Source organism: Streptomyces nymphaeiformis, from assembly GCF_014203895.1.
GTDB classification, from domain to species: domain Bacteria; phylum Actinomycetota; class Actinomycetes; order Streptomycetales; family Streptomycetaceae; genus Streptomyces; species Streptomyces nymphaeiformis.
Genome location: NZ_JACHJY010000010.1, coordinates 88,430 through 111,696, shown reverse-complemented (window position 1 = coordinate 111,696; position 23,267 = coordinate 88,430). Strand labels below are relative to the sequence as shown.

The following is a 23,267-nucleotide window of genomic DNA, read 5'->3' as shown; positions in this document are numbered from 1 at the left end:
AGAGCTTGGGGCCCCCGCCCCAGCGGAACGACTGCCACAACGGGCGACGGGCGCGGAACGCATGCCCACAACGGGCGGGGCGGAAGCGCGGGCCCCGTCAGTAATTCCCCAGTAACGCCCCGGTCCTAGCGTCCCCGACCGAGCCCGCCCCACCGCAGCCGGACCCTCCCCCGAGGTCCGTCCGACGGCGGGGCGCCGGCTTCCCCCCGTACCAGCGATGGAGGAGCCACCCACATGCACCCGCCCCGCTCACCGCTCCGGTCACCCCTCCGGCGCGGCACCACCGTCTGGGCCGCGGCCGCCGCCACCGCCGCGGCCCTGCTCGCGGCGCCCGCCGCGACGGCGGAACCCGCCCCGCACGCCACCGTCGACCCCGGCGTCACCGCTGCCGTCGACACCGGCGGCGAGGCCACGTTCTTCGTGGTCCTCGCCGACCGCGCCGACCTCTCCCGGGCCCGCGCCCAGCGCGGCCACGAGAAGAAGGCCCGGGCCGCCTTCGACGAGCTGCGCACCGAGGCCGCCCGCAGCCAGGCCTCCCTCACCCGCTTCCTCGACGCGGCCAAGGTCGGCTACGAGTCGTACTGGATCGCCAACGCCGTCAAGGTCACCGGCGGCAAGGCCCTCGTGGAGCGGCTCGCCGCCCGCCCCGACGTGGCGGCGCTGCGCCAGGAGCGGCACTACGCCCTCGACGCCGTCGAGCAGAACAGCGGCACGGCCGCCGAGGACGCGGCGACCCCCGAGTGGGGCGTCAAGGACATCAAGGCCGACCAGGTCTGGTCGCAGTACGACGACCGCGGCGAGGGCATCGTCGTCGCCAACGTCGACTCGGGCGTGCAGTTCGACCACCCGGCCCTGAAGGGCAACTACCGGGGCAACCTCGGCGACGGCACCTTCAGCCACGACTACAACTGGTACGACCCGACCGGCCAGTGCGCCGGCGGCACCCCCTGCGACAACAACGGCCACGGCACCCACACCATGGGCACCATCGCCGGCGCGGGCGGCATCGGCGTCGCCCCCGGCGCCAAGTGGATCGCCGCCAAGGGCTGCGAGGCCCGCAGCTGCTCCGACTCCGCACTCCTCAGGTCGGGCCAGTGGATCCTCGCGCCGACCGACCGGAACGGCCAGAACCCGCGCCCCGACCTCGCCCCCGACATCGTCAACAACTCCTGGGGCGGCGGGAACACCACCTTCTACCAGGACATCATCACGTCCTGGAACGCCGCCGGGATCTTCGAGGCCTTCGCCGCCGGCAACTCCGGCAACGGCGTCAGCTGCTCCACCACCGAGGCCCCCGGCGCCCAGGCCCCGGCCTACGGCGTCGGCGCCTACGACGCCGACGGGAAGATCGCCGACTTCTCCGGCTTCGGCCCCTCCCTCGTCGACGGCTCGACGAAGCCGAACATCTCGGCCCCGGGCGTGAACGTCCGCTCCTCCTGGCCCGGCGGCCTCTACCGCGCGATCTCCGGTACGTCGATGGCGACCCCGCACGTCGCCGGCGCCGTCGCCCTGCTCTGGTCCTCGGCGCCCTCCCTCATCGGCGACATCGACGCCACCCGGGCCGCCCTGAACGCCTCGGCCCGTGACGTCGACGACACCCACTGCGGCGGCACCGCGGCCGCCAACAACGTGTGGGGCGAGGGCAAGCTGGACGTCCTCGCCGCCGTGGACCGCGCCCCGCACAGCGCGGCCACCGTCACCGGCAGGGTCACCGACCGGGCCACCGACGCCCCGCTCGCCGGGGTCACCGTCACCGCGACCGCCACCCCCGGCGGGTCCCGGCGCTCGGTGACCAGCGACGCCTCCGGCTCCTACCGGCTGACGCTCGCCGCCGGCACGTACACCCTCACCGCGGGCGGCTACGGCTACCGGGACCTCACCGAGAACGGCCTCACCGTCACCACCGGCCAGGCCCTCGGCCACGACCTCGCCCTGGACGCCGTGCCCGCGCACGCCGTCACCGGCACCGTCCTCGACGTCACCGGAAAACCCCTGAAGGGCGCGACCGTCCGCTTCACGGACGCGCCGCTCGCCCCGGCCGTCACCAACGCCTCCGGCGCCTTCCGCTTCCCGGCCGTCGCCGAGGGCTCCTTCACCCTCACGGCGACCCCGGCCGCGCCCGTCCTGTGCAACGGCGACTACCGGGCCGCCCTCGCCGTGGACGGCGACGAGAACGTGACGGCCGCGCTGCCCGCCCGTACCGACGCGTCCGGCAACGGCTGCCTGCCCGCCGCGTACTCATGGACCGCCGCGACGACGAAGCTCGCGCTCTCCGGCGACGAGAACGCGAAGACGATCGCCCTGCCCTTCCCCGTCTCCTTCTACGGCGTCACGTACGACCGGGCGAGCGTCACCACCAACGGCCTGGTGAACTTCCTCGCCCCGCGCCTCGGCGACTACGCCAACACCCCGCTGCCCTCCCCGGGTCAGCCCAACGGCGTCCTCGCCGCGTACTGGGACGACCTGGTCCTCGACTCCAAGTCGGCGGTCAGGACGGGGACCAGTGGGACCGCCGGGCAGCGCAGGTTCGCGATCGTCTGGGAGAACGCGGCCTTCGCCGCCGACACCACCGAGCGCGTCACCTTCGAGGCCGTCTTCGAGGAGGCGACCGGCGCGGTCGTCCTCCAGTACCAGTCGATCGGCACCGACCCCCTGGAGGCCGGCGGCAGCGCGACCGTCGGCATCGAGAACCAGGCGGGGACGGACGCCCTGCAGTACTCCTTCGACGAACCGGTCCTGAAGGACCGTTCGGCCCTCCGCATCTTCCCCAAGGCGGCGTGATGACCCACCGTTCCCGGCGCGGCGTACGCCTCGCCTCCGCCCTCGTCGCGGCCGGCCTCGCGCTCACCGCGCTCCCCGCGGCCGCCGCCCACGCGACCGGCGAACCCGTCGCCGCAGACGGCGCCCGCATCCTCACCGACGCGCAGGCCGACGCCCTGGAGCGGCGCGCCGAGGCGCCGGAGCCGCTCGCGGTCACGCCGCAGAACGACACCGCACCCCTCCTCACGGCTGCTGCCGGAGAGACCGCCGGTACGACCGCCGGCGTGGCCCTCACCCAGGCCTCCGTCCTGGAGACCTACCGGGGCCAGGCCGACACCGCGCAGCTCGACGGCGGGCACGGCGACTTCCTCGCCGTGCACAGCCTCGGTACCGTCACCCGGCTCTCCGAGGACGGTCGCACGGTCTGGAAGCGGGACAACGCCTCGCTCTACGCGGACTGGCAGGTCAGGAACATCCGGCCGTGGCAGACCGAGCCGTACCCCGCGCGGATCACCACCGGCTTCCACGCGAACAGCCCGTTCGCGGACAGCTCCGACCGGGGCTGGGCCCAGGGCGATCTGACGGGCGACGGCGTCGCGGACGTCGTCTTCACCGCCGACGTCGGCACCAGCCCGTACCGCCCCTTCACCTCGCCCGGTTCGCCGCTCTCCACGGGCACCTTCGTCACCGTCCTCGACGGCGCCACGGGCCGGACGCTGTGGTCGAAGCTCTTCGCCGACGCCCAGCAGGTCACGCTCGTCGGCGGCACGCTGCTCGTCGGCGACCAGCCCTCGACCAACCTCAACTCCGCGAAGGACGCGACCGCGTCGCTCCGGGCGTTCCGCTTCTCGTACGACGGCACGCGGCTCTCCCCGTCGGCGACCTGGACGTACGAGACGGGGCAGCGCGACGGCCGGTGGGGCTCCACGCTCCCCCTCGCGGACGGACGCGTCGCCGTCTCCTGGTACGTGAAGAAGACCGCGACGGCCCCGGCCGCGGGCCACACCCTCGTCCTCGACCCGGCGGACGGCTCGGTCGTCTGGCGGACGGACGACACGCTGTACTCCCGCCGGCTCGCCTACGACCCGGCCCGCCGGCGGCTGGTCGCCCTGGAGCAGGCGGACCACCGGGACGGCGTACGGTACGAACTCGCCGCCTACGACCCGGCCGACGGCACCCGCACCACCCTCGACACCCGGGTCAACGCGCTCGGGACCGGGCTGCGGATCGGCCAGCTGCGCGGGGACGGGGCGCCGGAGTACGCGATCAGCGAGTCGACGCTCGACGAGTACCTGTACGTCAACACCGCGACCGTCCGCGCCCTCGACGGCGGCGACGCGGCCGAGCTGTGGTCCCACACCGTGAAGCGCGGCGCGGACGACGGCAAGGACGGCGACTCCGCGCTGGGACTGCGGATCGCCGACGGCAAGGTCCTCGCCTCCTACTTCACCACCGAGGGCAAGGAGACCGCCGCCAACCCGGGCGGCACCCGCTTCGGCACCCTGACCGCGTTCAACGGCCCGGACGGAAGGGTGCGCTGGCAGCACAAGGGCGCGGACGCCTCCCCGATCTACGCCCAGCCGTACCGCGAGGGCGACGAGTGGCGGGTCCGCACCGTCGACAACGAGCAGAACATCCGCTCGTACGTCCTCGGCAGCGGCCGGCAGACCTCCGTCACCCCGCTCCAGGCGAACCTGAGCACCGGCCTCGCGGCCGATGTGAACGGCGACGGACGCAAGGACGTGATCGTCGGCGGCCAGTCCCAGGGCCTGTGGGCCTACGACGGGCCGTCGCTCGCCGCCGGGAAGCCCCGGCTGCTGTGGCAGACCACCCTCCCGGGCTCCGTGCAGGGCGACATCCGGATCGGCGACACCGACGGCGACGGCCGGCGCGACGACCTGGTCGTCGCGGCCGACTCGGCGGCGGTGGTCGTCGACTCCGCCACCGGCCGGGTCCGCCGGACCATCGACGGCAAGGGGCGGTTCGTCCGCTCCGTGACGGTCGGGGACCTCGACGGGGACGGCGACGACGAGGTCCTCGTGCCGACCGACGCGGTGCGCGCCTACGGCGGCGACGGGCACCCGCTCTGGGAGTACGCGCCGGCGCCCGGCCTGGTCTTCTCCGACCTCGCCGTCGCCGAGGGCAAGGTCCTCGGCTCGTACCAGACGCGCGGGGTCAGCGACGGGACCGCCGCCGTCGGCGGGACGGCGCTGGACGCCCGTACGGGCAAGGTCCTCTGGTCGGCGGACCCGACGTGGACGGGCGACCCGGACACCAAGGTCTACGCGGCTCAGCTCTACCACGGGGTGTACGCCTCGCCCGGCATCCCGTACGCCGACGGGCACGCGGTCGTGTACTCCTGGATCGTCCGGGAGGGCGGCTTCTGGCTCACCTACTTCGAGTTCCGCGACGTCCGCACCGGGCAGGTCGTGCACACGGCGACCGGCGGCGGGGCCTGGACGCTCGGCAACTGGTTCACCGGCGACGAGGGCCTCGTCCTCGCCGGCACGGCCTCGCTGCACACGTACGCCGAGGAGGGGCAGGAGTACTCGGTCTTCACGCTGCCGACCCTGCACCGGGCGGAGTTCGGCACGGGCCCGGGCGGGCGGCGGCTGGTCGTCGGCGGCACCGAGGGCGCGGTGTACGTGTGGGACCCGGCGGTGCTCACGGGCGGCCAGAACTACCCGAACCACCTGACGAAGCTGGGCGGTTACGCGACGCAGAACCTGGTCGTCGCGGACCTCGACGGCGACGGGGTCGACGAGGTCGTCGGCCTGGGCAAGGACGACACGGGCTTCGACCGGACGATCGAACTGTCCGGCGGCCGCTACCTGCTCCTGGACGACCAGCTGCACGGCATGGTGACGGGCCGTCTGACCGCCGGGTAGCAGGCTGCCGGGCAACCGACCGTCGGGGGACGGAACTCCCCCTGAGGCCCCCGTCCGGACCACCGGGCGGGGGCCTCGGGATTTCTCTGGACCGCACCATTCCGGTGCACGGGCCACCCATTACAGTGGGCGCCCTCATGAGCGCAGACATACCAGCGGGCGCACCTCCGGTGCTGCGGGTGCATCTCCTCGGCGGGTTCCGGGTGGACCGGGACGGCGGGCCGCCGCTCTCCGAGCGGTGGCCGCGCCCGAGCGCCCGGACGCTGGTGAAGCTGCTCGCGGTCTCCCCCGGACACAGTCTCCACCGTGAGCAGGCGCTGGAGATCTGCTGGCCGGACGCGGATCCGCAGGCCGCGCTGGGCAGTCTGCGGGTGGCGCTCCACGCGGCCCGCCGGGCGATCGAACCCGAGCTGGCACCCCGGGCGGCTTCCTCCTATCTGACGGGCGAGGGCGCGCTGCTGCGCCTCGATCCGCGGACGGTACGGATCGACGCCGACGAGGCCGAGGCCCTCGCGGAGGCGGCGCTCGCCCACGGCGGGCGCGCCGGACTCGCCGCCGCCGTGGAGGCGTTCACGGGCGACCTGCTGCCCGAGGACCGCTACGCGCCCTGGGCGGAGCCCCGCCGTGAGCGGCTGACCGCCCTGCGGGAACGCACCCTGGTCGCGCTGGCCGCCGCCCATCTGGCGGCCGACTGCCCCGAGGAGGCGGTGGCCGCGGCCGAGCAGGTCCTGGCGGCGGCCCCGGCCGAGGAGGAGGCGCACCGGCTCCTGATCGAGGCGTACGTCCGGCAGGGGCTGCGCCGTCGGGCGGTCGCCCAGTACCACCTGTGCCGGGAGGCGCTGGACGAGGAGTTCGGCGTACGGCCCGGCCCGGAGACCGAGCGCCTGCACCGGGCGGCGCTCGCCACTCCCCCACCGGCCTCCCGGTCGATGGGCCCCACGCTGCCGGCCGTGGTGCGCCGGCCGCCCGGCGCTCCGCTGCGCGGCCGGGACGGACTGCTCGCCCGGCTGCTCGCCGCCGGCTCCCCACCCGTCCTTCTGCTCACCGGGGAGGCCGGGCTCGGCAAGACCCGGCTGGCCGGGGAGGCGGCCCGGCGGGCGGCCGCCGAGGGCACGGCCGTGCTGTGGGGCGCGGGCCACGACGCGGAGGGGCACACGCCGTACGGCCCGTTCGCCGAGGCGCTGGACGGCTGGCTGGCCGGCCGCTCGACCGGGGAGCGGGCCAGGACGGGGGCGGAGTATCCCGAACTGGCGGCGCTCCTGCCGTCCTTGGGGCGGGTGCCCGCCAGGAGTGGGCGCAGTCCCGAGGAGGAGCGGGACCGGCTGTTCCGGGCGACGGCCGGGCTGCTCGGAGAACTGGCGGCGGAGCGGCCCGTGATGGTGGTGCTGGACGACCTCCACGCGGGGGACGCGGGCTCGTTCCAGCTCCTCGGCCATCTTGCCCGGCGGGCGCGGGAGGGGGGAAGGGCTTGGCGATTTCTCGCCACTGTCCGCCCGGAGGAACTTCCCGCCGCCGATCCGCGCCGCCAGGTCCTCGACCTGCTGATCCGTCAGTCGCTGGCGGTCGCGGTCGAGCTGCCGCGGCTCTCCCGCGAGGCCTGTCTGGCGCTGACGGCCGACGCGCTGGGCGCCGGGAGCGCCGTCCCCGAGCGGGTGTGGGAGCTGTCCCTCGGAAATCCGCTGTTCGCCCTCGAACTGGCCCGCGCCGTACGGGACGGGGAGGGCCGGGCCGGCGCTCCGGAGGGCGTGCGCCAGCTGGTGGCCGAGCGTCTCGGCCGGCTCGGCCCTGCGGCCCGCCGGGTGGTCGACGCGGTCGCGGTCGCCGGTCAGGACGCGGCCCTCACCGAGGTCCTGGACGTGGCCCGGCACGGCGGCCATCCGCGGCTGTCGGCCGCCGAGGCCACGGAGGCCGTGGAGGCGGCCGTCGCCGCCTCGGTGGTGGAGGAGCGGCAGGTGGTGTCCGAGGGCCGGCCGGTGGCCGGCCTCGCCTTCCGCCATCCGCTGGTCAGGCTCACCTGCTACGAGGGCCTGTCGGCGGCCCGGCGCCGGCTGCTGCACTCGGCGTACGCGGAGGCGGTGCTCCGCCGCCGCCCCGAGGCCGTGGACGCCCTGGCCGCGCACCTGACCCGGGCCGACGACCCGCGTGCCACCGGCTATCTGCGGCAGGCCGCCGAGCGGGCGGCGGCGCTCTACGCGAACGACACCGCCGACCGCTACTACGCCGAACTCACCGACCGGCTCGACGCCCTGGCCGCCGACTCGGCGCGGGCCCGGATCGACCGCAGCGCGGTGCTGCGCCGTCTCGGCCGCTTCGAGGAGGCTGCGCGGCTGCTCGGCGAGGCGTGGGAGGAGCTGGGCCGGCGCGGGGACGAGGACGGCCGTGTCCTGGCTGCGGCGCGGCTCGCGGAGCTCACTCCGAAGACGCGCGGCACGGAGGACGGTTTCCGGCTGCTCGACGCCTGCCCGCCCGGTCCGGACACCCCGGCGGCGGTGGCGAGCGCCCACCATCTGTCCCGCGCGGTGCTGTGCTTCGTGGCGGGCCGGTACGAGGAGGGCGTCGTCGCCGCGCGGGCCGCCGAGGAGGCGGCGCAGGCGGTGTCGGGACCGGAGCGGCGCGGGCTGCTCGCCAGGGCGCTGGCCTCGCAGGCGACCTCGCTGGGCCTCGCGGGCCGGTTCGGGCAGGCGGGGCCGGTCGCGTACCGGGCGCTTCCGCACGCGGAGGCGTACGGCGATCCCCAACTCCTCGCCTCGGTGCTGTCCGTGCTGCGCGAGACGGCCCGGCGGGCGGGGCGGCTGCGGGAGGCGATCGACACGGGCCGCCGTGCGCTGGCGCTCGCGGAGCGCTCGGGCGATCCGACGGCGACGGTGTTCGAGCGGGCGAACCTCGCGGAGCTCCACCTGCTGGTGGAGGAGGTGGCCGAGGCCCGCGAGCTCGCCGAGACGGCGGTGCGGGACGCCGATGCGCACGCCGGGTGGTGCGCGCCGTACGCGCTGGTGGCGCTCGCCCGGGTACGGATGCGGGCGGCCGAGCCGGGCGGCGGCGAACTGCTCGATCCGGCCGAACGGACGGCCCTGGCCCAGGGCGACCACCAGGCCTTGTACGAGGTGCGCTCGGCGCGGGCCGAGCTCGCCGTACGGGAGGGCAGGCCCGAGGAGGCGCTGCGGCTCCTCGCGGACTGCCGGGAGACCGGCGTCGCGCATCTGACGGCCTGGGCGCTCCTCGCCTGCGGGCGCGCCGGGGAGGCCGCCGGGACGGCGGGGGACGAGGTGGAGCGCGCGGAGCGGGCCGGTGAGCGCCTCGCGGAGACGGAGGCCCGTACGGTCCACGCCGCCGCGCTGGCCGCACTCGGCCGGGAGCGCGAGGCGGCGGCCGGATTCGACAGCGCGGCGGATCTGGCGGAGACGCTGCCGTACCCGGCGGGCGCCCGGCGGGTGGCGTGGGCGCGCGGGGTGAGCGGGCCGGACGGCCACGCGGCACGCACCGGGCCCCTGATGGACTGAACGGGGCTTCTCCGGACCGGGGGTCGGCTCCGGGGGGCGGCCGAAACCTCATGGCTCCGAACCCCGGGGACGCCGCACGCCCCGGTCGGCGGAGCGGCTGGGTCCGTCGGGCGGGGCGTGGGTTCGTGTGCGGGTTCGGCGGGCCGGGCCGTGGGGCCCGGGAGCCGGCGGTCAGATCTTCTGGGCGATCTCGGTGAGGTGGGCGAAGACCACGATGTTCGCCTCGTAGCCCTTGCCCCGGTCGAAGGCTCCGCCGCAGGTGAGCAACCGCAGCTCGGGCCGCCCGGTGTCTCCGTACACCTCCTTGTCGGGGAAGTCGTTCTTGGCGTACGTCTCGACGCGGTCGACCGTGAAGACGGCGACCTTGCCGTCGGCTCGGGCGACCCGGACGGTGTTGCCCTGGCTGAGCGAGTTGAGGTTGAGGAAGACGGCGGGCCCGGTGCGGGTGTCGCGGTGGCCGACGACGACGGCGGTGCCGCGTTCGCCGGGGGTGGGCCCCTTGGCGTACCAGCCGACGACGCGGGGGTCGTCGACGGGCGGTGTGCCGAGCCGTCCGGTGGCGTCGAGGCCGAGCTCGATCACGGGGGCCTCGATGGTGATGGCCGGGACGGCGACGGTGACGGGACGCGACCGGGCCATCGGTGCGGGGGCGGGCGCGGGCCGCGGCGCGGGCGTGGCCTTGGGCACGGACCGGGGCTTCGCCCTGTGGGCCAGGGCGGCGGGCGCTCCGGCCGCCGGACCGACCCGGCCGTGGGCGGCCGGGGCGGCGGCGAGCGGCGGGTCGGCCGGTTCCCCGTCACCGGCCCACCAGATGCCTCCGGTCACCATGGCCGTGGTCACCGCCACGGTCCTGGCGAGCCGGAGCAGGCGCCGCTGCCTGCGCGTGAAGCGGGACCTACGCGGCGCCATTGTCGCGGCGGCGCGAGCGGCGGATCAGGACGAGTCCGGCCGTGCCGGCGAGGCCGGCGGCGACGGCCGCCCCGACGCCGAAGGCGGAGGAGTCCTCGGCGGCGAGCTGCGCGCTGCCGCCGCCGCCCGCGCCGACCGGGCCGTGGGGCTTGTGCCCGTGGCCGCCGCCGTTGCCTCCGTTGCCGTTCCCGCCGTTCCCGTTCCCGCCGTTGCCGTTCCCGCCGTTGCCGTTTCCTCCGTTCCCGTTGCCTCCGTTGCCGTTCCCGCCGTTGCCGTTGTCGCAGTTCACCCGGAAGACCTTGGACTTCGCGGCGCCGTTCTGCCCCACCCAGGTCCATTCGACCTTGTACATGCCGCTCGCCAGGCCGGTGATGTCGTCCGTGTGCCCGTCACCGTTGCTGTCGATGGCGATGCTGCCGTTCTTCAGCGACGGATCCTGGTTGCCCGGCAGGCCCGGCTGCTCGTAGATGTTCCACTGGATGCTCTGCAGACCGTCGAAGTTGAAGGCGGCGAAGCGGAAGACGCATCCGACCTGGGGCTCGTTGGCCTGGCTGCTGTCGGGGGTGCCCTGCCGGTGCACCTTGACGTCGCCGTTGTCACCGGGCGCGGCGAAGGCCGCCGGGGCACCCCCGAGGGTGACGGCGCTGAGCGCCATGGTGGCGAGCGCCGCGCGGAGCAGGGCGCGGGTGGGGGGTGTCGTCATGACGGAGGTCCTCCAGTCGTGAATTCATCGGATACTTACTGCGATAATCCGACTATCTGTCACAACAGGGACACGGAGGGTGGCGACCCGGCGCGCCACCCTCCGACTTCCACTCGTCCGGCTCACTCCCCCGCACCACGGGTGACGGGGGCCCGGGCCGGCCGGGTCAGATGATCCCGAAGAGGATCCCGGCCGCCAGCACGACCAGCGAGGTCAGGGCGGCCCACTTCACCGTGAACCTGGTGTGGTCGCCGAACTCCACCTTCGCCATGCCGACGAGGACGTACACGGCGGGCACCAGCGGGCTCGACATGTGCAGGGCCTGGCCGACCAGCGAGGCGCGGGCGATCTCCAGGGGCGACACACCGTGCGCGGCACCCGCCTCCGCGAGGACCGGCAGCACGCCGAAGTAGAAGCCGTCGTTCGACATGAAGTACGTGAGCGGGAGGCTCAGCACGCCGGTCACCAGGGCCATGTGCGGGCCCATGCCGGCGGGGATCGCACCGACGAGCCAGTCGGCCATGTGCTTGACCATGCCCGTACCGGTGAGGACACCGGTGAAGACGGCGGCGGCGAAGACCATGCCGGCGACGTTGAGGACGTTGTCCGCGTGGGCGGCGAGGCGCGCCTTCTGGTCGTCCATCTTCGGGTAGTTGACGGTGAGCGCGAGGGCGGCACCGAGGAGGAACAGCACCGGGATCGGCAGCAGTTCGAGGATCATCGCGGCGAGCAGCGCCACCGTGAGGCCGGCGTTGAACCAGTACAGCTTGGGGCGGAGCGTCGCACGCTTCGGGTCGAGACCCTGGAAGCCGTCGCCCTCACCGGCGCCCGTACCGGCCTGCGCGCCGGACGCGTCGCCGCCGGCGCCGACGGCCTTCCCGCCCTTGCCCTCGCCCTTGCCCTTGCCCTTGCCGCCCGCCGCGACCAGTACGGTCTCGGTCTCGGGGACCAGCGCCTCGTCGAGGGTCAGGTAGCCGATGCGCTTGCGCTCACGGCGCCCGAGCACGTACGCCAGGACGAAGACGAAGAGCAGGCCCACGCCGAGCGCGGGGATCATCGGCACGAAGATGTCGGCGGCGTCGAGCTTGAGCGCGGTCGCGGCGCGGGCGGTGGGACCGCCCCACGGCAGGGTGTTCATGACGCCGTTGGCCGTGGCGGCGACACCCGTCATGACCACCAGGCTCATCTTGAGCCGCTTGTACAGCGGATACATCGCCGAGACGGTGATCATGAAGGTGGTGGAACCGTCGCCGTCCAGGGAGACGATCGCGGCGAGCACCGCCGTACCCACGACCACGCGCACGGGGTCGGCCTTGCAGAAGCGCAGGATGCCCCGGACGATCGGGTCGAAGAGGCCGACGTCGATCATGACGCCGAAGTAGACGATCGCGAACATCAGCATCGCGGCCGTCGGCGCCAGCTTGCCGACTCCTTCGATGACGTAGTCGCCGAGCTGGGCCCCCTGCCCGACCGCGACGCAGAACAGCGCGGGAATCAGCACGAGCGCCGCGATCGGCGACATTTTTTTCAGCATGATCAGGACCAGGAAGGTCGCGATCATGGCGAAGCCGAGGACGGTCAGCATGGAGGACACCTCACGTTCACCCTTGAACCCCGCCGAGCGGCGGTCCGGATGACGGTAGGTGCCCCCTTCTGCCGTTAACAAGATGTTGACGCGTGAGCAATACGAGCAAAACCCCAGGTCACGGCGGGGGTGCTTGCGCAACCGACCTGGAGGCGACCTACAGGGGTGACACCTCCACGGGGAAGCCGTTCAGGACGGCGGTCCCGGAGAGGGGGTCGATCCGGGAGCCGTCGAGCAGCTGGTTGACGTTGACGCCGGGGCGCGCGGACGCGACGGCGAGCCGGGTGCCCGGCCGGTCGTGACCCCAGCCGTGCGGGAGGCTGACGACGCCCGGCCGCACGCTATCGGTGACCTCCACCGGCACCTCCAGCTCGCCGCCCTCCCCCTTCACGCGGGCGATCCCGCCGTCGGCCAGCCGGAGCCGCTCCGCGTCCCGGGGGTGCACCTGGAGGGTGCAGCGGTTCGAACCTCCGCCCAGGGTCGGCGTGTTGTGCAGCCAGCTGTTGTTCGAGCGCAGGTGCCTGCGCCCGACGAGCTGGAGGGTTCCCGGCTCCGGTACGGCGTCGAGGGCGGCCCGGAGCCGGGGCAGGTCGGCGGCGAGGGGCTCCGGGAACAGCTCGATCCGTCCGCTGCGGGTCTTGAGGAGCGCGGGCAGGCGCGGCTTCAGCGGCCCGAGGTCGATGCCGTGCGGGTGCGCCTTCAGCTCGTCGAGGGTGAGGCCGTACGGGCCGAGCCGCAGCATCAGGTCGAGCCGCCGCTCGGCTCCGCCGGCCCCGGAGAGCCCGGCGGCGAACTCCTTGGGGTCCGCGCCGTACGCAGGCGAGTGCTCCTGCGTCACGGCCTTGGCGAGGGTGGTGTCGATGGCGAGGTCGTCGACGGCGGACGGCGGGGCGCCGTGCATCCCGGTCACGGCGAGGATCAGCCGGGCGTGGATCTCGCACTCGTCCATGCGGTCCGCCTCGAGGGGGACGGCCGCCGGCGTGTAGCGGGCCTGGTCGCGGACGGCGAAGGAGTTGAAGGCGAAGTCGAAGTGGGCGCTCCGGGAGGGCGGCGGCGGGGGCAGCAGGACGTCGGCGTGGCGGGTGGTCTCGTTGAGGTACGGGTCGACGGCGACCATCAGGTCGAGGGAGTCCAGGGCCGCGTCGAGGCGGTCCCCGTCGGGCGCGGAGAGGACGGGGTTCGCGGCGACGGTGATCACCGCGCGGATGCGCCCCTCCCCCGGCGTCTCGATCTCCTCGGCGAGGGCGACGAGCGGCAACTCGCCCTTGACCTCGGGGTGGTGCGAGACCCTGCTGTGCCGGCGGCCGAGGGCGAAGCCCCTGCCCGGTCCTGCGGGGCGCGGGGCGGGCGTGGTCGCGGAGAGCGGGAAGAGCGCGCCGCCGGGCCGGTCGAGGTTGCCGGTGAGGACGTTGAGGACGTCGACGAGCCAGTTGGCGAGGCTGCCGTACTCCACGGTGGAGCTGCCCATCCGCCCGTAGACGGCGGCGGTGGGCGCGGCGGCGAGCTCCCGGGCGAGGGCGCGGATGGTGTCCGCGTCCACGTCGCAGGCGGGTGCGACGGCCTCGGGGCTGAACTCCCGCACCGCGGCCCGTACCTCCTCGACGCCCTCCACGTGGGCGGCGAGCGGGCCGAGGTCGGTGAGCTCCTCGTCGAAGAGGGTGTGGACGAGGGCGGCGAGGAGCAGCGCGTCGGCGCCGGGGCGGATCGCGACGTGCCGGTCGGCGAGGCGGGCGGTGCGGGTGCGCCGGGGGTCGACGACGGTGAGGGTCCCGCCGCGCCGGCGCAGCGCCTTCAGCCTGCCGGGGAAGTCGGGGGCGGTGCACAGGCTGCCGTTGGAGTCCAGCGGGTTGGCTCCGAGGATCAGCAGGTGGTCGGTGCGGTCCAGGTCGGGCACGGGGACGGCGAAGGGATCCCCGAAGAGCAGGCCGCTGGAGACGTGCTTGGGCATCTGGTCGAGCGTGGAGGCCGTGAACAGGTTCCGGGTGCGCAACGCGGCTATCAGCAGGGGCGGGTAGAGGGCGCCGGCGATTGTGTGCGCATTGGGGTTGCCCAGGACGATACCCACGGAGTCCGGGCCGTACTCCTCGATGAGCGGCCGGATTCGGGCGGCGATCGTGTCGAACGCCTCGGTCCAGGTGGCCTCCTGGAGCCTGCCGTCCTTGCGGACCATCGGGGCGCGGAGCCGGTCGGGGTCGGCGTCGATGGAGGGGAAGGAGGCCCCCTTGGGGCAGATGAACCCCTTGCTGAAGACGTCTTCGCGGTCGCCGCGCGCCCCGGTGACGCGGCTCCCGTCGAGCGTCAGGGCGAGACCGCAGGTCGCTTCGCAGAGGGGGCAGATGCGCAGGGCGGTGGACATGGCGTCTCCCTGGGTGCGTCGGGTGACGCCGAGCCTACCGACCGGTAGGCACGGGCGGGAGGGGTCGCGCGGGGCTACGAGAGCGAGGGCGCCAGGTACGCGTGGAGCAGACACCGCGTCTCGGCGACGAGCGCCGGGTCCCCCGCAGGGTCCACGCGGAAGGCCAGCCGGACGAGGGCGTCGGCGGTCTCGACGCCGACGAGCACCTTCCGGTGCAGCTCCTCGTCCGCGGCGCGGCCCAGGTGGGTGGCGAGGAGCGCGCAGATCCGTTCGGCGACGAGCCGGTTGGGGTCCTCGGCGGCGGCTTCGGCCGTGCCGTCCGCCGCGGCCTCTCCGGGTGCGGCGGCGGGCAGCCCGAAGTCGACGAGCGCGAACCCGGGCACGGTCCGCTTCATCTCGATGAACTCGTCGAGGACGCCGTCGATGGCACCGAGCGCGTCGAGGATCGGAGCCCCGGCGAGCCGCTCCGAGACCCGCTCGGCGTACCGGTCGAGGTTCCGGTGGGCGAGGGCGGCGACCATCGCCCGTTTGTTGCCGAAGAAGCGGTAGACGGAGCCGATGGGGACGCCCGCACGGGCGGCGACGGCGCGGGTGCTCAGCTGTTCGTACCCGGTCTCGTCGAGGAGTACGGCGCAGGCGTCGAGGATCCGGGCCAGCCGCTCGGCGCTGCGCTGCTGCACGGGGGCGCGGCGGAGCGCCGGCTGGGTTCGGGGGCGGGTCTGGGGCACGGGGTCCATGATGCCGCTCCGGTCGGGATGAGGCGATCGGTCGGTGGGGTGGGCGGGGCGCTCCGGCGGTCAGGCGATCAGCAGGCCGATGCCGCCGAGGGTGTACGCGATCATCAGCGCGAACAGCGGGAGTTGGCCGGCGACGGCCCGGGCGGGCGGGAAGAGGCGCACGGACCGGTCGTGCGCGGCGACGACACCGAGGACGTGACCGGTGACGATCGCGACGACCTGGAGGGTGGCGAGGCCCCCGGGACCCAGTGGTGGAGCGGGCGAGGGGGCGTTGTCAGTGCCCCCTGCCAAGATGACGGTACGTGGTCCTTCGGTCACGAGAAGTGAGAAGTAGTGGGCCACGAGATAGCCGAGGGCGATGGGCAGGAGCGAGTGGGCGAAGGAGGTGAGCGGAGTGGTGAGTGCGGGGTTCATCAGGCGCAGGGCGCCGGCGCAGAGGCCGTAGCAGGAGGCGGCGAGGGCGACGGCGGCGAGGAGGCCGAGCGTGGCGGTGGGGACGGGGCCGAGGGAGGAGGTCTGGAGGGTGGTGATCCAGCGGGGGTTGTCGGAGAGGCCGTCGTAGGCGGTGGAGCCGAGGAGGACGCAGACGGTGGCGACGAGTCCGGGGGTGTGCGGGGTGGAGTCGAGGCCGTGGAAGGGGGAGCGCAGGACCAGTCGGCCGTCGGCGCGGCGGCCGAGGGGGGAGAGCCGGGCGAGAAGGGAGGAGTACGCCTCGAAGGGGTCGGCGTGGGCGAACCACCGGTCGCCGTACCGGGCGGCGCCCAGGAGTTGGACGGCGATGTGGACGGCGAGGGCGGTCAGGAGGGTGGTGGTGGAGGTGTTGTCGGGGGCGACGAGCTCCAGCCAGGTGAAGAGGAGGAGTCCGGCGGCGGCGGGGCGGATGCCGAGCGCGGCAGGCAGGGGGCGTGGGTTCCGGGGCGGGCGGAGGGCGTGGAGGGCACGCAGGGGGTTGAGGAGGCGCCAGACGGGGCCGAGGAGGAGGGAGGCGGGGACGAGTCCGACCCAGAGGAGGACGTAGAGGGCGCCGGGCGCCGGGTTGCGGTCCGGGTCGTCGGGGCCGAGGAGGAGGTGGAACAGGAAGAGGACGGCGGCGGCGACGCCGAGGAGCCGGAGGGCGGTTCGGGTGGCGGGGGCGTCGGCGAGCCGCTGGAGGGCGGCGGGGAGCGGGCGGCCGGAGAGGTCGCCGCGGAAGCGGGAGGAGGACCAGAGCAGGCCGAGGGCGAGGAAGGAGACGAGGAGGGCGGTGAAGGCGCCGGCGTACGCGTAGAAGGGAGAGAGGGGAAGGTCGCGCTGGGAGCCCACGCCGTGGGCGAGCGGGAGCCAGAGGGGTTCGGCGTGGGCGGGGGCCGCGGCGTGGGCGGGGGCGACGGCCGTCATCGGACGACGAGTTGGGTCAGCACGAGTCCGGACTCGTGCGTCTCGACCTCGAAGAGACCGGTGCGGTCGACGGTGAGGGTGAGCGTCGCTGGGGTGCCGGGAGAGAGGGGGAGTTCACGGTCGTAGCCGTGCACATGGACGGTGTCGGCGCGATCGCCGGTGATACGGAGGGTGAGGCGCTCGCCTTTCTTCAACTCGATGCGGGAGGGAGGTGGTTGGACGGTCGTTCCGGTGATGGCGAGGGTGACGGTCCGGCCCGGGTCGGTGGGCGCGGTGCTCGGCGGGGCGGAGGCGGACGCGGCCGGGGCGGAGGAGGGGGCCGCGGTGGCGGGGGTGGCGCCGAGGCGGACGGTGGCCTGGACGGGGGCGCCGGCGACGGCCCAGACGGTGTGGTCGTCCGCGTGGAGCCGGACGGTCAGGGTGTGGGCGCCCGGGGGCACGTAGCCCCAGGGGCCGTACAGGCGGGCGGTCTCCCGGCCGTCGACGAGGAGGCGGGCGTGGCCCCGGCCCGGGAGGGCCGCGCCGCCGGTGCTCTCCGGGGTGAAGCGGAACCTCTCCACCGTGAGGTGGACGTTCCAGCCGCCCTCGGAGTCGGGGCGGGCCTCGACCCTGACGGTGGGCGCGTCCGCCGCGGGGAGTTCACGGAGCCGGTGCCCGTCCTCGTCCCGGGCCGCGAGCAGGGTGCCGCTGCTGCCGGTGGCCTCCTGGTGGCTGGTGCCGGGCTTGTGATGGGTGGTGGCCCGGCCGCCGCAGCCCACGAGGAGCAGGGCGGCGGCGACGAGGGCGACGAGGGGGCGTACGGCTCCGACCGGGCGGAGGGCGGCGCGCGCGGATGCCGTGGCAGCGCGCGCGGGTGCTGCCACGGGCACGGGCACGAGTGCGGGTGCGGGTCCGGGCACGAGTGCGGGTGCGGGTCCGGGCACGGGTCCGGGCACGGGTCCGGGCACGGGTCCGGCGGCACCCGAGGGCCCCTCGGCTCGCCGGGCCCTCATGCCGTCGCCTCTTCCGGGTGGGCGGCCGGAGGCTCCGTCGGGGGTTCGGCCGGGGGCTCTGTCGGGCGCGGGGTGCGCGTGCCCGCGGCGGTCACTGCCCACAGGACCCAGACGATGCCGAGCAGGAGGCGGAGCCAGGCGGGGCTGACGGGGATGCCGGGGAGCATGAGGACCGCCTTGTCGAAGGCGTCGAGGAGGGTGAGGGCGCCGAGGGCCACCGTGGTCCAGGCGAAGACGGGGCGGGTGGGGCGCAGGGCGAGGCCGGTGAGGGTCCACCAGGCACCCATGAGGAGCAGCGCGACGGAGGGGAGGACGGTCGGGGTGAGGGCGAGGGTCGAGCCGGCGACGTCGAGGGCGAGGCCCGCGAGGCCGAGGAGGGCGGCCGCGCCGGCGAGCCGGTTGCCGCGGAGGCGCCGCCACCAGAGGGCGCCGCCGACGAGGGCGAGGACGAGGGCGCCGGCGAGGGCGAGCTGGGTCTCGACGCGCTGGAGGCCCCGGGCGCCGTACCAGTCGCAGCCTGCCGGGAGACGGCGCGCCTGGACGTTGTAGTCGGCGCAGACGAGGAGCTGGGCGAGTTTGACGGGTTCGCCGACGAGCCGGTCGGTGGAGCCGGAGACGTCGCCGCGGCGGGTCCCGCAGGCGGGCAAGGAGCCGGGGGTGGTGGGGCCGGCGTCGGACTGCCAGCAGTTGCCGCCGCCCTGGCCGTCCCACCAGACGTCGGTGCGGTTGGGGCGGGCGTGGCCGGCCTTGTCGACGCCGAGGTGGTTGCCGGCGTAGCGGTTGTGGTGGGAGGTGTCGGTCTGCTTGCCCCAGGCGGACTCGCCGCGGATGAAGGCGGGGACGGCGCTGAGGAAGAAGGCGGCGCGCTGGTGGCCGTAGACCCAGTTGTTCTCGTAGAGGTTCCAGTTGCCGCCGGCGGTGATGATGCCGGTGCCGGGCGGCATGGAGATCTGGGGGCAGACGACGCCCTGTTCGTAGCCGCGGTCGACGGGCGGCTTGGCGCAGGTGCCGTCGGCGACGTTGGGGTAGTAGTTCTGGTTGTTGTCGTGGATCAGGTTGCGTTCGAAGCGGGCGTGGTTCTGCGGGAGTCCGGGGTGGCCGGGGAAGGCGGAGTCCATGGAGGCGCCGCCCATGTTGTGGTCGAACTCGTTGTCGTGGACCCAGACCGAGTCTCCGGCGGTGCCGGAGTAGCCGACCATGTTGTGGTGGCTGCGGCAGCCGGTGATCTCGATGGAGTAGCGGGGGACGTCGTAGCCGTAACCGTCGTTGATGTTCGAGGCCGAGCCGGGGTAGATGCCGGAGTCGCCGTTCCCGTAGGACTCGCAGTTCTTGTAGAGGCCGTGGTCGGAGGCGAAGGTCAGGAAGCCGTACTCGTCGTTCCAGCGGGTGAGGACGTCGTCGATGACGAAGCCGTCGGCGGCGAGCACGTACAGGGAGTTGAAGGTGGTGCGCTGGGCGGTGAAGTTGCGGAAGTAGACGCCGTCGGAGCCGTCGGCGCGGATGGCGTTGAGTTTCTGGTACTTGGCGTCGATGACGACGTCGAGGCGGGAGGCGCCGGTGCCTTCGATCTGGAGGTTCTTCTTGCCGAGGATCGCGACGAGGTTCTGGTTGTGCGGGCACTGCCGCTGCTGGGCGTAGCTGAGGATCTGGTAGCCGAGTGCGGACTTGCGGGCCTTGAGCCCGGCGCAGGCGCCGGTGGGCGGCGGCAGGGAGGGCTCCTCCTCGTAGAGGCCGGGGAGGACCGCGATGGTGAGGCCGGGCCGGTCGACGGCGTCGACGGCCTGCTGGAGGTGGCGGTGGCCGGTGCGGGTGCAGCGTTCGAAGAGGGCGAGGTTGCGGGCCTTGAGGGCGGCCGGGAAGCCGGAGATCCGGCGTTCGAAGTCGGCGCGGTCGGTCTTGCAGACGAGGAGGTCGGGTTCGCCGGTGCGGAGTTCCGGCACGCTGCCGGTTCCGTCGGGGAGGGTGACGGGCCGCTCCTCGTGGGCCTGGGCGAGGGGAGCGGTGAACAGGGCCGCGGCGAGCGCCACGAGCACGACCGAGAGCACGGAGACGAATCTTCGGGTCCACGAGGTCCACGACATGCGCGAGAGAGTAGAGCACTGTTCATCTTTTTTGACCCCCTCGCGCACCCCCTGTGCACGTACCGATCCGAGCGCGGACCGTCGGTGCCCCGTTGACGTAGGGCGCGCGGAATCCTACGGTCATCCATAGGATTCCCTTGCGGGCTCAGGACAGGAGCGGTCGATGACCACGGAGCAGGCCAGGAAGACGGCCGAGGCGCTCACCTACAGCACCGGTTTCGGCAACGAGCACAGCTCGGAGGCGGTCCCCGGCGCACTGCCGGACGGCCGTAACTCGCCGCAGCGCGCACCCCTCGGCCTCTACGCCGAGCAGCTCAGCGGCAGCGCCTTCACGGAGCCGCGGTCCCACAACCGCCGCTCCTGGCTCTACCGGATCCGCCCCTCGGCAGCGCACCCGCCGTTCACCCGGATCGACAACGACACCCTCGCCGGGGCCCCCTTCACCGAGACCGTGCCCGACCCCAACCGGCTGCGCTGGAACCCGCTGCCGGAGCCGGCGCCGGGCACCGACTGGCTGGCCGGCCTGTGGACCCTCGGCGGCAACGGCGACGTGACGCAGCGCACCGGCATGGCCGTGCACCTCTACCACGCCAACGCCTCCATGGAGCGGGTCTTCGGCGACGCCGACGGCGAGCTGCTGATCGTCCCGGAGCGCGGCGGCCTCCTCCTCCGCACCGAGCTGGGCCTGCTCGCCGCGTACCCGGGCGAGGTGGCGCTGATCCCGCGCGGTGTCCGCTTCCGTGTCGAGCTGCTCGACGAGACGGCCCGCGGTTACGTGTGCGAGAACTACGGCGCGCCGTTCCAGCTGCCGGACCTCGGCCCGATCGGCGCCAACGGTCTGGCCAACGCCCGTGACTTCCGCGCCCCGGTCGCCGCCTACGAGGACGTCGAGGGCCCGGTCGAGGTGGTCAACAAGTACTGCGGCAACCTCTGGTCGGCGACGTACGGCCACTCGCCGCTCGACGTCGTCGCCTGGCACGGCAACCACACCCCGTACGTCTACGACCTGCGCCGCTTCAACGTCATCGGGACGATCTCCTACGACCACCCCGACCCGTCGATCTTCACGGTCCTCACCTCGCCCTCCGACACCCCGGGGCTCGCGGGCGTCGACTTCGTGGTCTTCGCCCCGCGCTGGCTGGTCGGCGAGGACACCTTCCGCCCGCCGTACTTCCACCGGAACGTGATGAGCGAGTACATGGGCCTCATCGAGGGCGCGTACGACGCGAAGGCGGAAGGTTTCGTGCCGGGCGGCGGCTCGCTGCACAACATGATGTCCGCGCACGGCCCCGACCGGGAGACCTTCGACAGGGCCAGCGCCGCCGAGCTGAAGCCGCAGAAGATCGACGACGGCCTTGCCTTCATGTTCGAGACCCGCTGGCCGGTGACCACGACCCCGCAGGCCGCGGCCGCCGACCACCTGCAGAAGGGATACGACGACGTATGGCAGGGTCTTGAGCGCCACTTCCGGCCGTAATGTCGCGGCCGTAAGCCCGTAGCCTTCGTACGGAGAACCCGTGACCGCCTTCGCTCCCGACTCGCTGGTCCTGAACCGCAAGCTGCCGCTCTGGTATCAGGTCTCGCAGTCGCTGCGCGCCTCGATACTGGGCCGCACGCCCGACGCCTCGCTGCGGCTGCCCACCGAGGAGCAGCTCGCCGCCCACTACGGCGTGAGCGTGCTGACCATGCGCCAGGCCCTCAAGGAACTGGAGGAGGAGGGCCTGATCAGCCGGCACCGGCGGCGCGGGACCTTCATCGAGCCGGGCGCCCGGCGGTCCACCCCGCGCCGGCTGCTCGGCTCGATCGACGCGATCGTGGCCCAGCAGTCGGGCGAGCGGACGACGGTCCTCGGGCACTCCACGGAGCCGGTGCCCGGGGAGCTCGCGGAGTTCTTCCCCGACGTGCCGGAGGTCGTGGCGTACCGGCGGCTGCGCAGCGACGGGGAGAGCGGCGAGCCGACGAACTGGGCGGAGAACGCGGTGCGGCCCGAGCTCGCCGAGGCGATCGACCCGGCGGATCTGGAGCGCTGGCCGATGACGAAGGTGCTGCGGGACGTCGTCGGGGTGCGCATCAGCCGCATCACGGACACGGTCGAGGCCCGCCTCGCGGACCCGGAGACGGCGGGCCTCCTCCAGGTCCCGCTGCTCTCCCCGATCCTCCACTACACGGGCGTGACCTACGACGAGGACGGCCGCGTCGTCGACGTGGCCCGCATCCGCTACCGCGGCGACCGCTTCTCCTTCACGGTCACGGTGGAAGCGCACTGAGGCCTCGGGGCCTGCTGTTGCCGGTGCCGGGCAACGGCGGCGCCGGTACGTCGCCCGGGCCGTCCCCTTCACGCGGGCGCCCGCCTGACGAGAGGCTGACGGCGGGGGATGACCGAATGCGACACGTACCGTTATTCCGTTGGATCGCGACGGCGGGCTTCGCGCTCTTCGCCTGTTCGGTGTGGCTGTACGCCACCGAACCGGACCTACCCGCGGCACGCCAGATCGACCTGGCGGTGATCGACGAGAAGGCCGACGGCACCTGTCGGGTCCGGTGGAGCGACCCGTATCAGAAGAAGACGCGGGAGGGTCCGTACCACTGCGATCCCGGCCGGGCCTCCTCCCTCAAGGCGCCGGATTATCCGGACAGCCGCGGCTACGGCTGGGAGACCGCCTTCATGTTCACCGAGGGGCCCGACCGGGGCGACCTGGAGGACCCCGAAGCCGACAGGCACTCCGCGGAGGACACCCTGCTGCTCCTGGGGGTGCTGCTCATCCTGACCGGGCTGGTCGGCGGGAACCTCCGTGCCCTCCCCCGGGTCCTCGGCGTGGAGGCGCGACTCGTGCGCCGCGCGATCAGGCTGGCCGAGGCCGCCGGGTGGGTGTCCGAGGACTACGTGCGGGCGGTGGACGCGGTGCGGGACGCCGAGCGGAGGGGGGAGCTCGGCGCGGCGCCCGACCCCGGACCGGTCCGCGCCCTGTGGGTGCTGCGGGAGGCCGGACCGCAGGCGTACGAGGCGGCGGCGACCGCCCGGGACCTCGCGGAACGGCTGCACCCGCTGCTGGAGGAGGCCGCCCCCGCCGCCGGGCTGCGCAACAGGCTCCAGGCCGGACCGGCGGCCCGCGCCGACGCCGAGGCCGCGGTCGCCGAACTGCGCCGACTGCTGGCCGACGCCGAACGGCAGGGCCTGCGGGAGCGGTTCGCGCAGACCTCGGTCGACCTGCTCCGGGGGCAGGACGCCGACCGGGCCGCCCTCGCGGCCGGGGCGGACTTCGAGCGGGATCCCGAGGCGTACCGCCGGCTCTTGGAGGACCTCGCACCGCTCGAACCGGCGGCTCGGCCGGAACCCCGGCCCCGCCGCCGCCGGCGCCGCCGCTGACGGGTCCGCCGG

The 23,267-nt window shown here is 74.2% G+C and carries 14 protein-coding genes; 6 read left to right on the top strand and 8 right to left on the bottom strand.

Annotated elements, in window-relative coordinates; translation table 11 throughout:
• Positions 1-234 precede the first annotated feature (234 nt).
• The 3 genes from GGE06_RS31515 (at position 235) to GGE06_RS31505 (ending at position 9,148) form a co-directional block, all read left to right on the top strand.
• Positions 235-2,781, top strand: coding sequence for a S8 family serine peptidase (locus tag GGE06_RS31515; RefSeq protein ID WP_184932425.1), 2,547 nt, complete (start codon positions 235-237; stop codon positions 2,779-2,781).
• Entirely contained in the window at positions 2,781-5,648 is a 2,868-nt protein-coding gene (locus GGE06_RS31510; protein WP_184932424.1) for a PQQ-binding-like beta-propeller repeat protein, read from the top strand. Before GGE06_RS31515 ends, GGE06_RS31510 begins: the two co-directional genes overlap by 1 nt.
• Before the next feature lie 137 nt (positions 5,649-5,785).
• A complete protein-coding gene (locus GGE06_RS31505; RefSeq protein ID WP_184932423.1) occupies positions 5,786-9,148 on the top strand; it encodes an ATP-binding protein in 3,363 nt (1,120 codons plus the stop codon).
• Between the two features lie 171 nt (positions 9,149-9,319).
• On the opposite strand, the gene GGE06_RS31500 is transcribed toward GGE06_RS31505, so the two are convergent.
• From GGE06_RS31500 to GGE06_RS31465, 8 genes are all read right to left on the bottom strand, one after another.
• Positions 9,320-10,057 carry a class F sortase gene (locus GGE06_RS31500; RefSeq protein WP_116161813.1) on the bottom strand — a complete coding sequence of 246 codons (738 nt, stop codon included), beginning with the start codon at positions 10,055-10,057 and terminating at the stop codon, positions 9,320-9,322.
• The gene (locus GGE06_RS31495; protein WP_184932422.1) at positions 10,044-10,760 is read right to left on the bottom strand and encodes a hypothetical protein; all 717 of its coding nucleotides are present in this window, start codon (positions 10,758-10,760) and stop codon (positions 10,044-10,046) included. Before GGE06_RS31495 ends, GGE06_RS31500 begins: the two co-directional genes overlap by 14 nt.
• Positions 10,761-10,926: 166 nt before the next feature.
• A complete protein-coding gene (locus GGE06_RS31490) occupies positions 10,927-12,345 on the bottom strand; it encodes a CitMHS family transporter (protein WP_184932421.1) in 1,419 nt (472 codons plus the stop codon).
• 157 nt (positions 12,346-12,502) lie between these two features.
• Positions 12,503-14,701 (bottom strand): molybdopterin-dependent oxidoreductase, encoded by a 2,199-nt coding sequence (locus GGE06_RS31485; protein WP_184932420.1) that lies wholly within the window; start codon positions 14,699-14,701, stop codon positions 12,503-12,505.
• A gap of 74 nt (positions 14,702-14,775) precedes the next feature.
• Positions 14,776-15,438 carry a TetR/AcrR family transcriptional regulator gene (locus GGE06_RS31480; RefSeq protein ID WP_116161810.1) on the bottom strand — a complete coding sequence of 221 codons (663 nt, stop codon included), beginning with the start codon at positions 15,436-15,438 and terminating at the stop codon, positions 14,776-14,778.
• A gap of 60 nt (positions 15,439-15,498) precedes the next feature.
• Positions 15,499-16,815, bottom strand: a complete 1,317-nt coding sequence (locus tag GGE06_RS31475) for a hypothetical protein (RefSeq protein ID WP_221518732.1) — start codon at positions 16,813-16,815, stop codon at positions 15,499-15,501.
• Positions 16,812-17,678, bottom strand: a complete 867-nt coding sequence (locus tag GGE06_RS31470; protein WP_376773610.1) for a hypothetical protein — start codon at positions 17,676-17,678, stop codon at positions 16,812-16,814. The genes GGE06_RS31475 and GGE06_RS31470 overlap by 4 nt, the downstream gene beginning before the upstream one ends.
• A 125-nt stretch (positions 17,679-17,803) precedes the next feature.
• Positions 17,804-19,888, bottom strand: coding sequence for a right-handed parallel beta-helix repeat-containing protein (locus tag GGE06_RS31465; RefSeq protein ID WP_184932419.1), 2,085 nt, complete (start codon positions 19,886-19,888; stop codon positions 17,804-17,806).
• A 163-nt stretch (positions 19,889-20,051) separates the two neighbouring features.
• Between GGE06_RS31465 and hmgA the strand changes: the two genes are divergently transcribed.
• The 3 genes from hmgA (at position 20,052) to GGE06_RS31450 (ending at position 23,255) form a co-directional block, all read left to right on the top strand.
• Positions 20,052-21,365, top strand: coding sequence for a homogentisate 1,2-dioxygenase (gene hmgA, locus GGE06_RS31460; RefSeq protein WP_116161808.1), 1,314 nt, complete (start codon positions 20,052-20,054; stop codon positions 21,363-21,365).
• 40 nt (positions 21,366-21,405) lie between these two features.
• On the top strand, positions 21,406-22,155 hold the full coding sequence (locus GGE06_RS31455) for a GntR family transcriptional regulator (protein ID WP_116161807.1): 750 nt from the start codon (positions 21,406-21,408) through the stop codon (positions 22,153-22,155).
• Between the two features lie 116 nt (positions 22,156-22,271).
• Complete coding sequence (locus GGE06_RS31450) at positions 22,272-23,255, top strand: hypothetical protein (protein ID WP_184932418.1); 984 nt, start codon at positions 22,272-22,274, stop codon at positions 23,253-23,255.
• Positions 23,256-23,267 lie beyond the last annotated feature (12 nt).

What these genes read in the sequence shown, in the direction of transcription:
- GGE06_RS31485 (WP_184932420.1), bottom strand. Translation starts at nt 14,701, where the DNA reads ATGTCCACCGCCCTGCGCATCTGCCCCCTCTGCGAAGCGACCTGCGGT.
- GGE06_RS31500 (WP_116161813.1), bottom strand. Translation starts at nt 10,057, where the DNA reads ATGGCGCCGCGTAGGTCCCGCTTCACGCGCAGGCAGCGGCGCCTGCTC.
- GGE06_RS31495 (WP_184932422.1), bottom strand. Translation starts at nt 10,760, where the DNA reads ATGACGACACCCCCCACCCGCGCCCTGCTCCGCGCGGCGCTCGCCACC.
- GGE06_RS31465 (WP_184932419.1), bottom strand. Translation starts at nt 19,888, where the DNA reads ATGTCGTGGACCTCGTGGACCCGAAGATTCGTCTCCGTGCTCTCGGTC.
- GGE06_RS31450 (WP_184932418.1), top strand. Translation starts at nt 22,272, where the DNA reads ATGCGACACGTACCGTTATTCCGTTGGATCGCGACGGCGGGCTTCGCG.
- hmgA (WP_116161808.1), top strand. Translation starts at nt 20,052, where the DNA reads ATGACCACGGAGCAGGCCAGGAAGACGGCCGAGGCGCTCACCTACAGC.
- GGE06_RS31490 (WP_184932421.1), bottom strand. Translation starts at nt 12,345, where the DNA reads ATGCTGACCGTCCTCGGCTTCGCCATGATCGCGACCTTCCTGGTCCTG.
- GGE06_RS31505 (WP_184932423.1), top strand. Translation starts at nt 5,786, where the DNA reads ATGAGCGCAGACATACCAGCGGGCGCACCTCCGGTGCTGCGGGTGCAT.
- GGE06_RS31515 (WP_184932425.1), top strand. Translation starts at nt 235, where the DNA reads ATGCACCCGCCCCGCTCACCGCTCCGGTCACCCCTCCGGCGCGGCACC.
- GGE06_RS31475 (WP_221518732.1), bottom strand. Translation starts at nt 16,815, where the DNA reads ATGACGGCCGTCGCCCCCGCCCACGCCGCGGCCCCCGCCCACGCCGAA.
- GGE06_RS31510 (WP_184932424.1), top strand. Translation starts at nt 2,781, where the DNA reads ATGACCCACCGTTCCCGGCGCGGCGTACGCCTCGCCTCCGCCCTCGTC.
- GGE06_RS31480 (WP_116161810.1), bottom strand. Translation starts at nt 15,438, where the DNA reads ATGGACCCCGTGCCCCAGACCCGCCCCCGAACCCAGCCGGCGCTCCGC.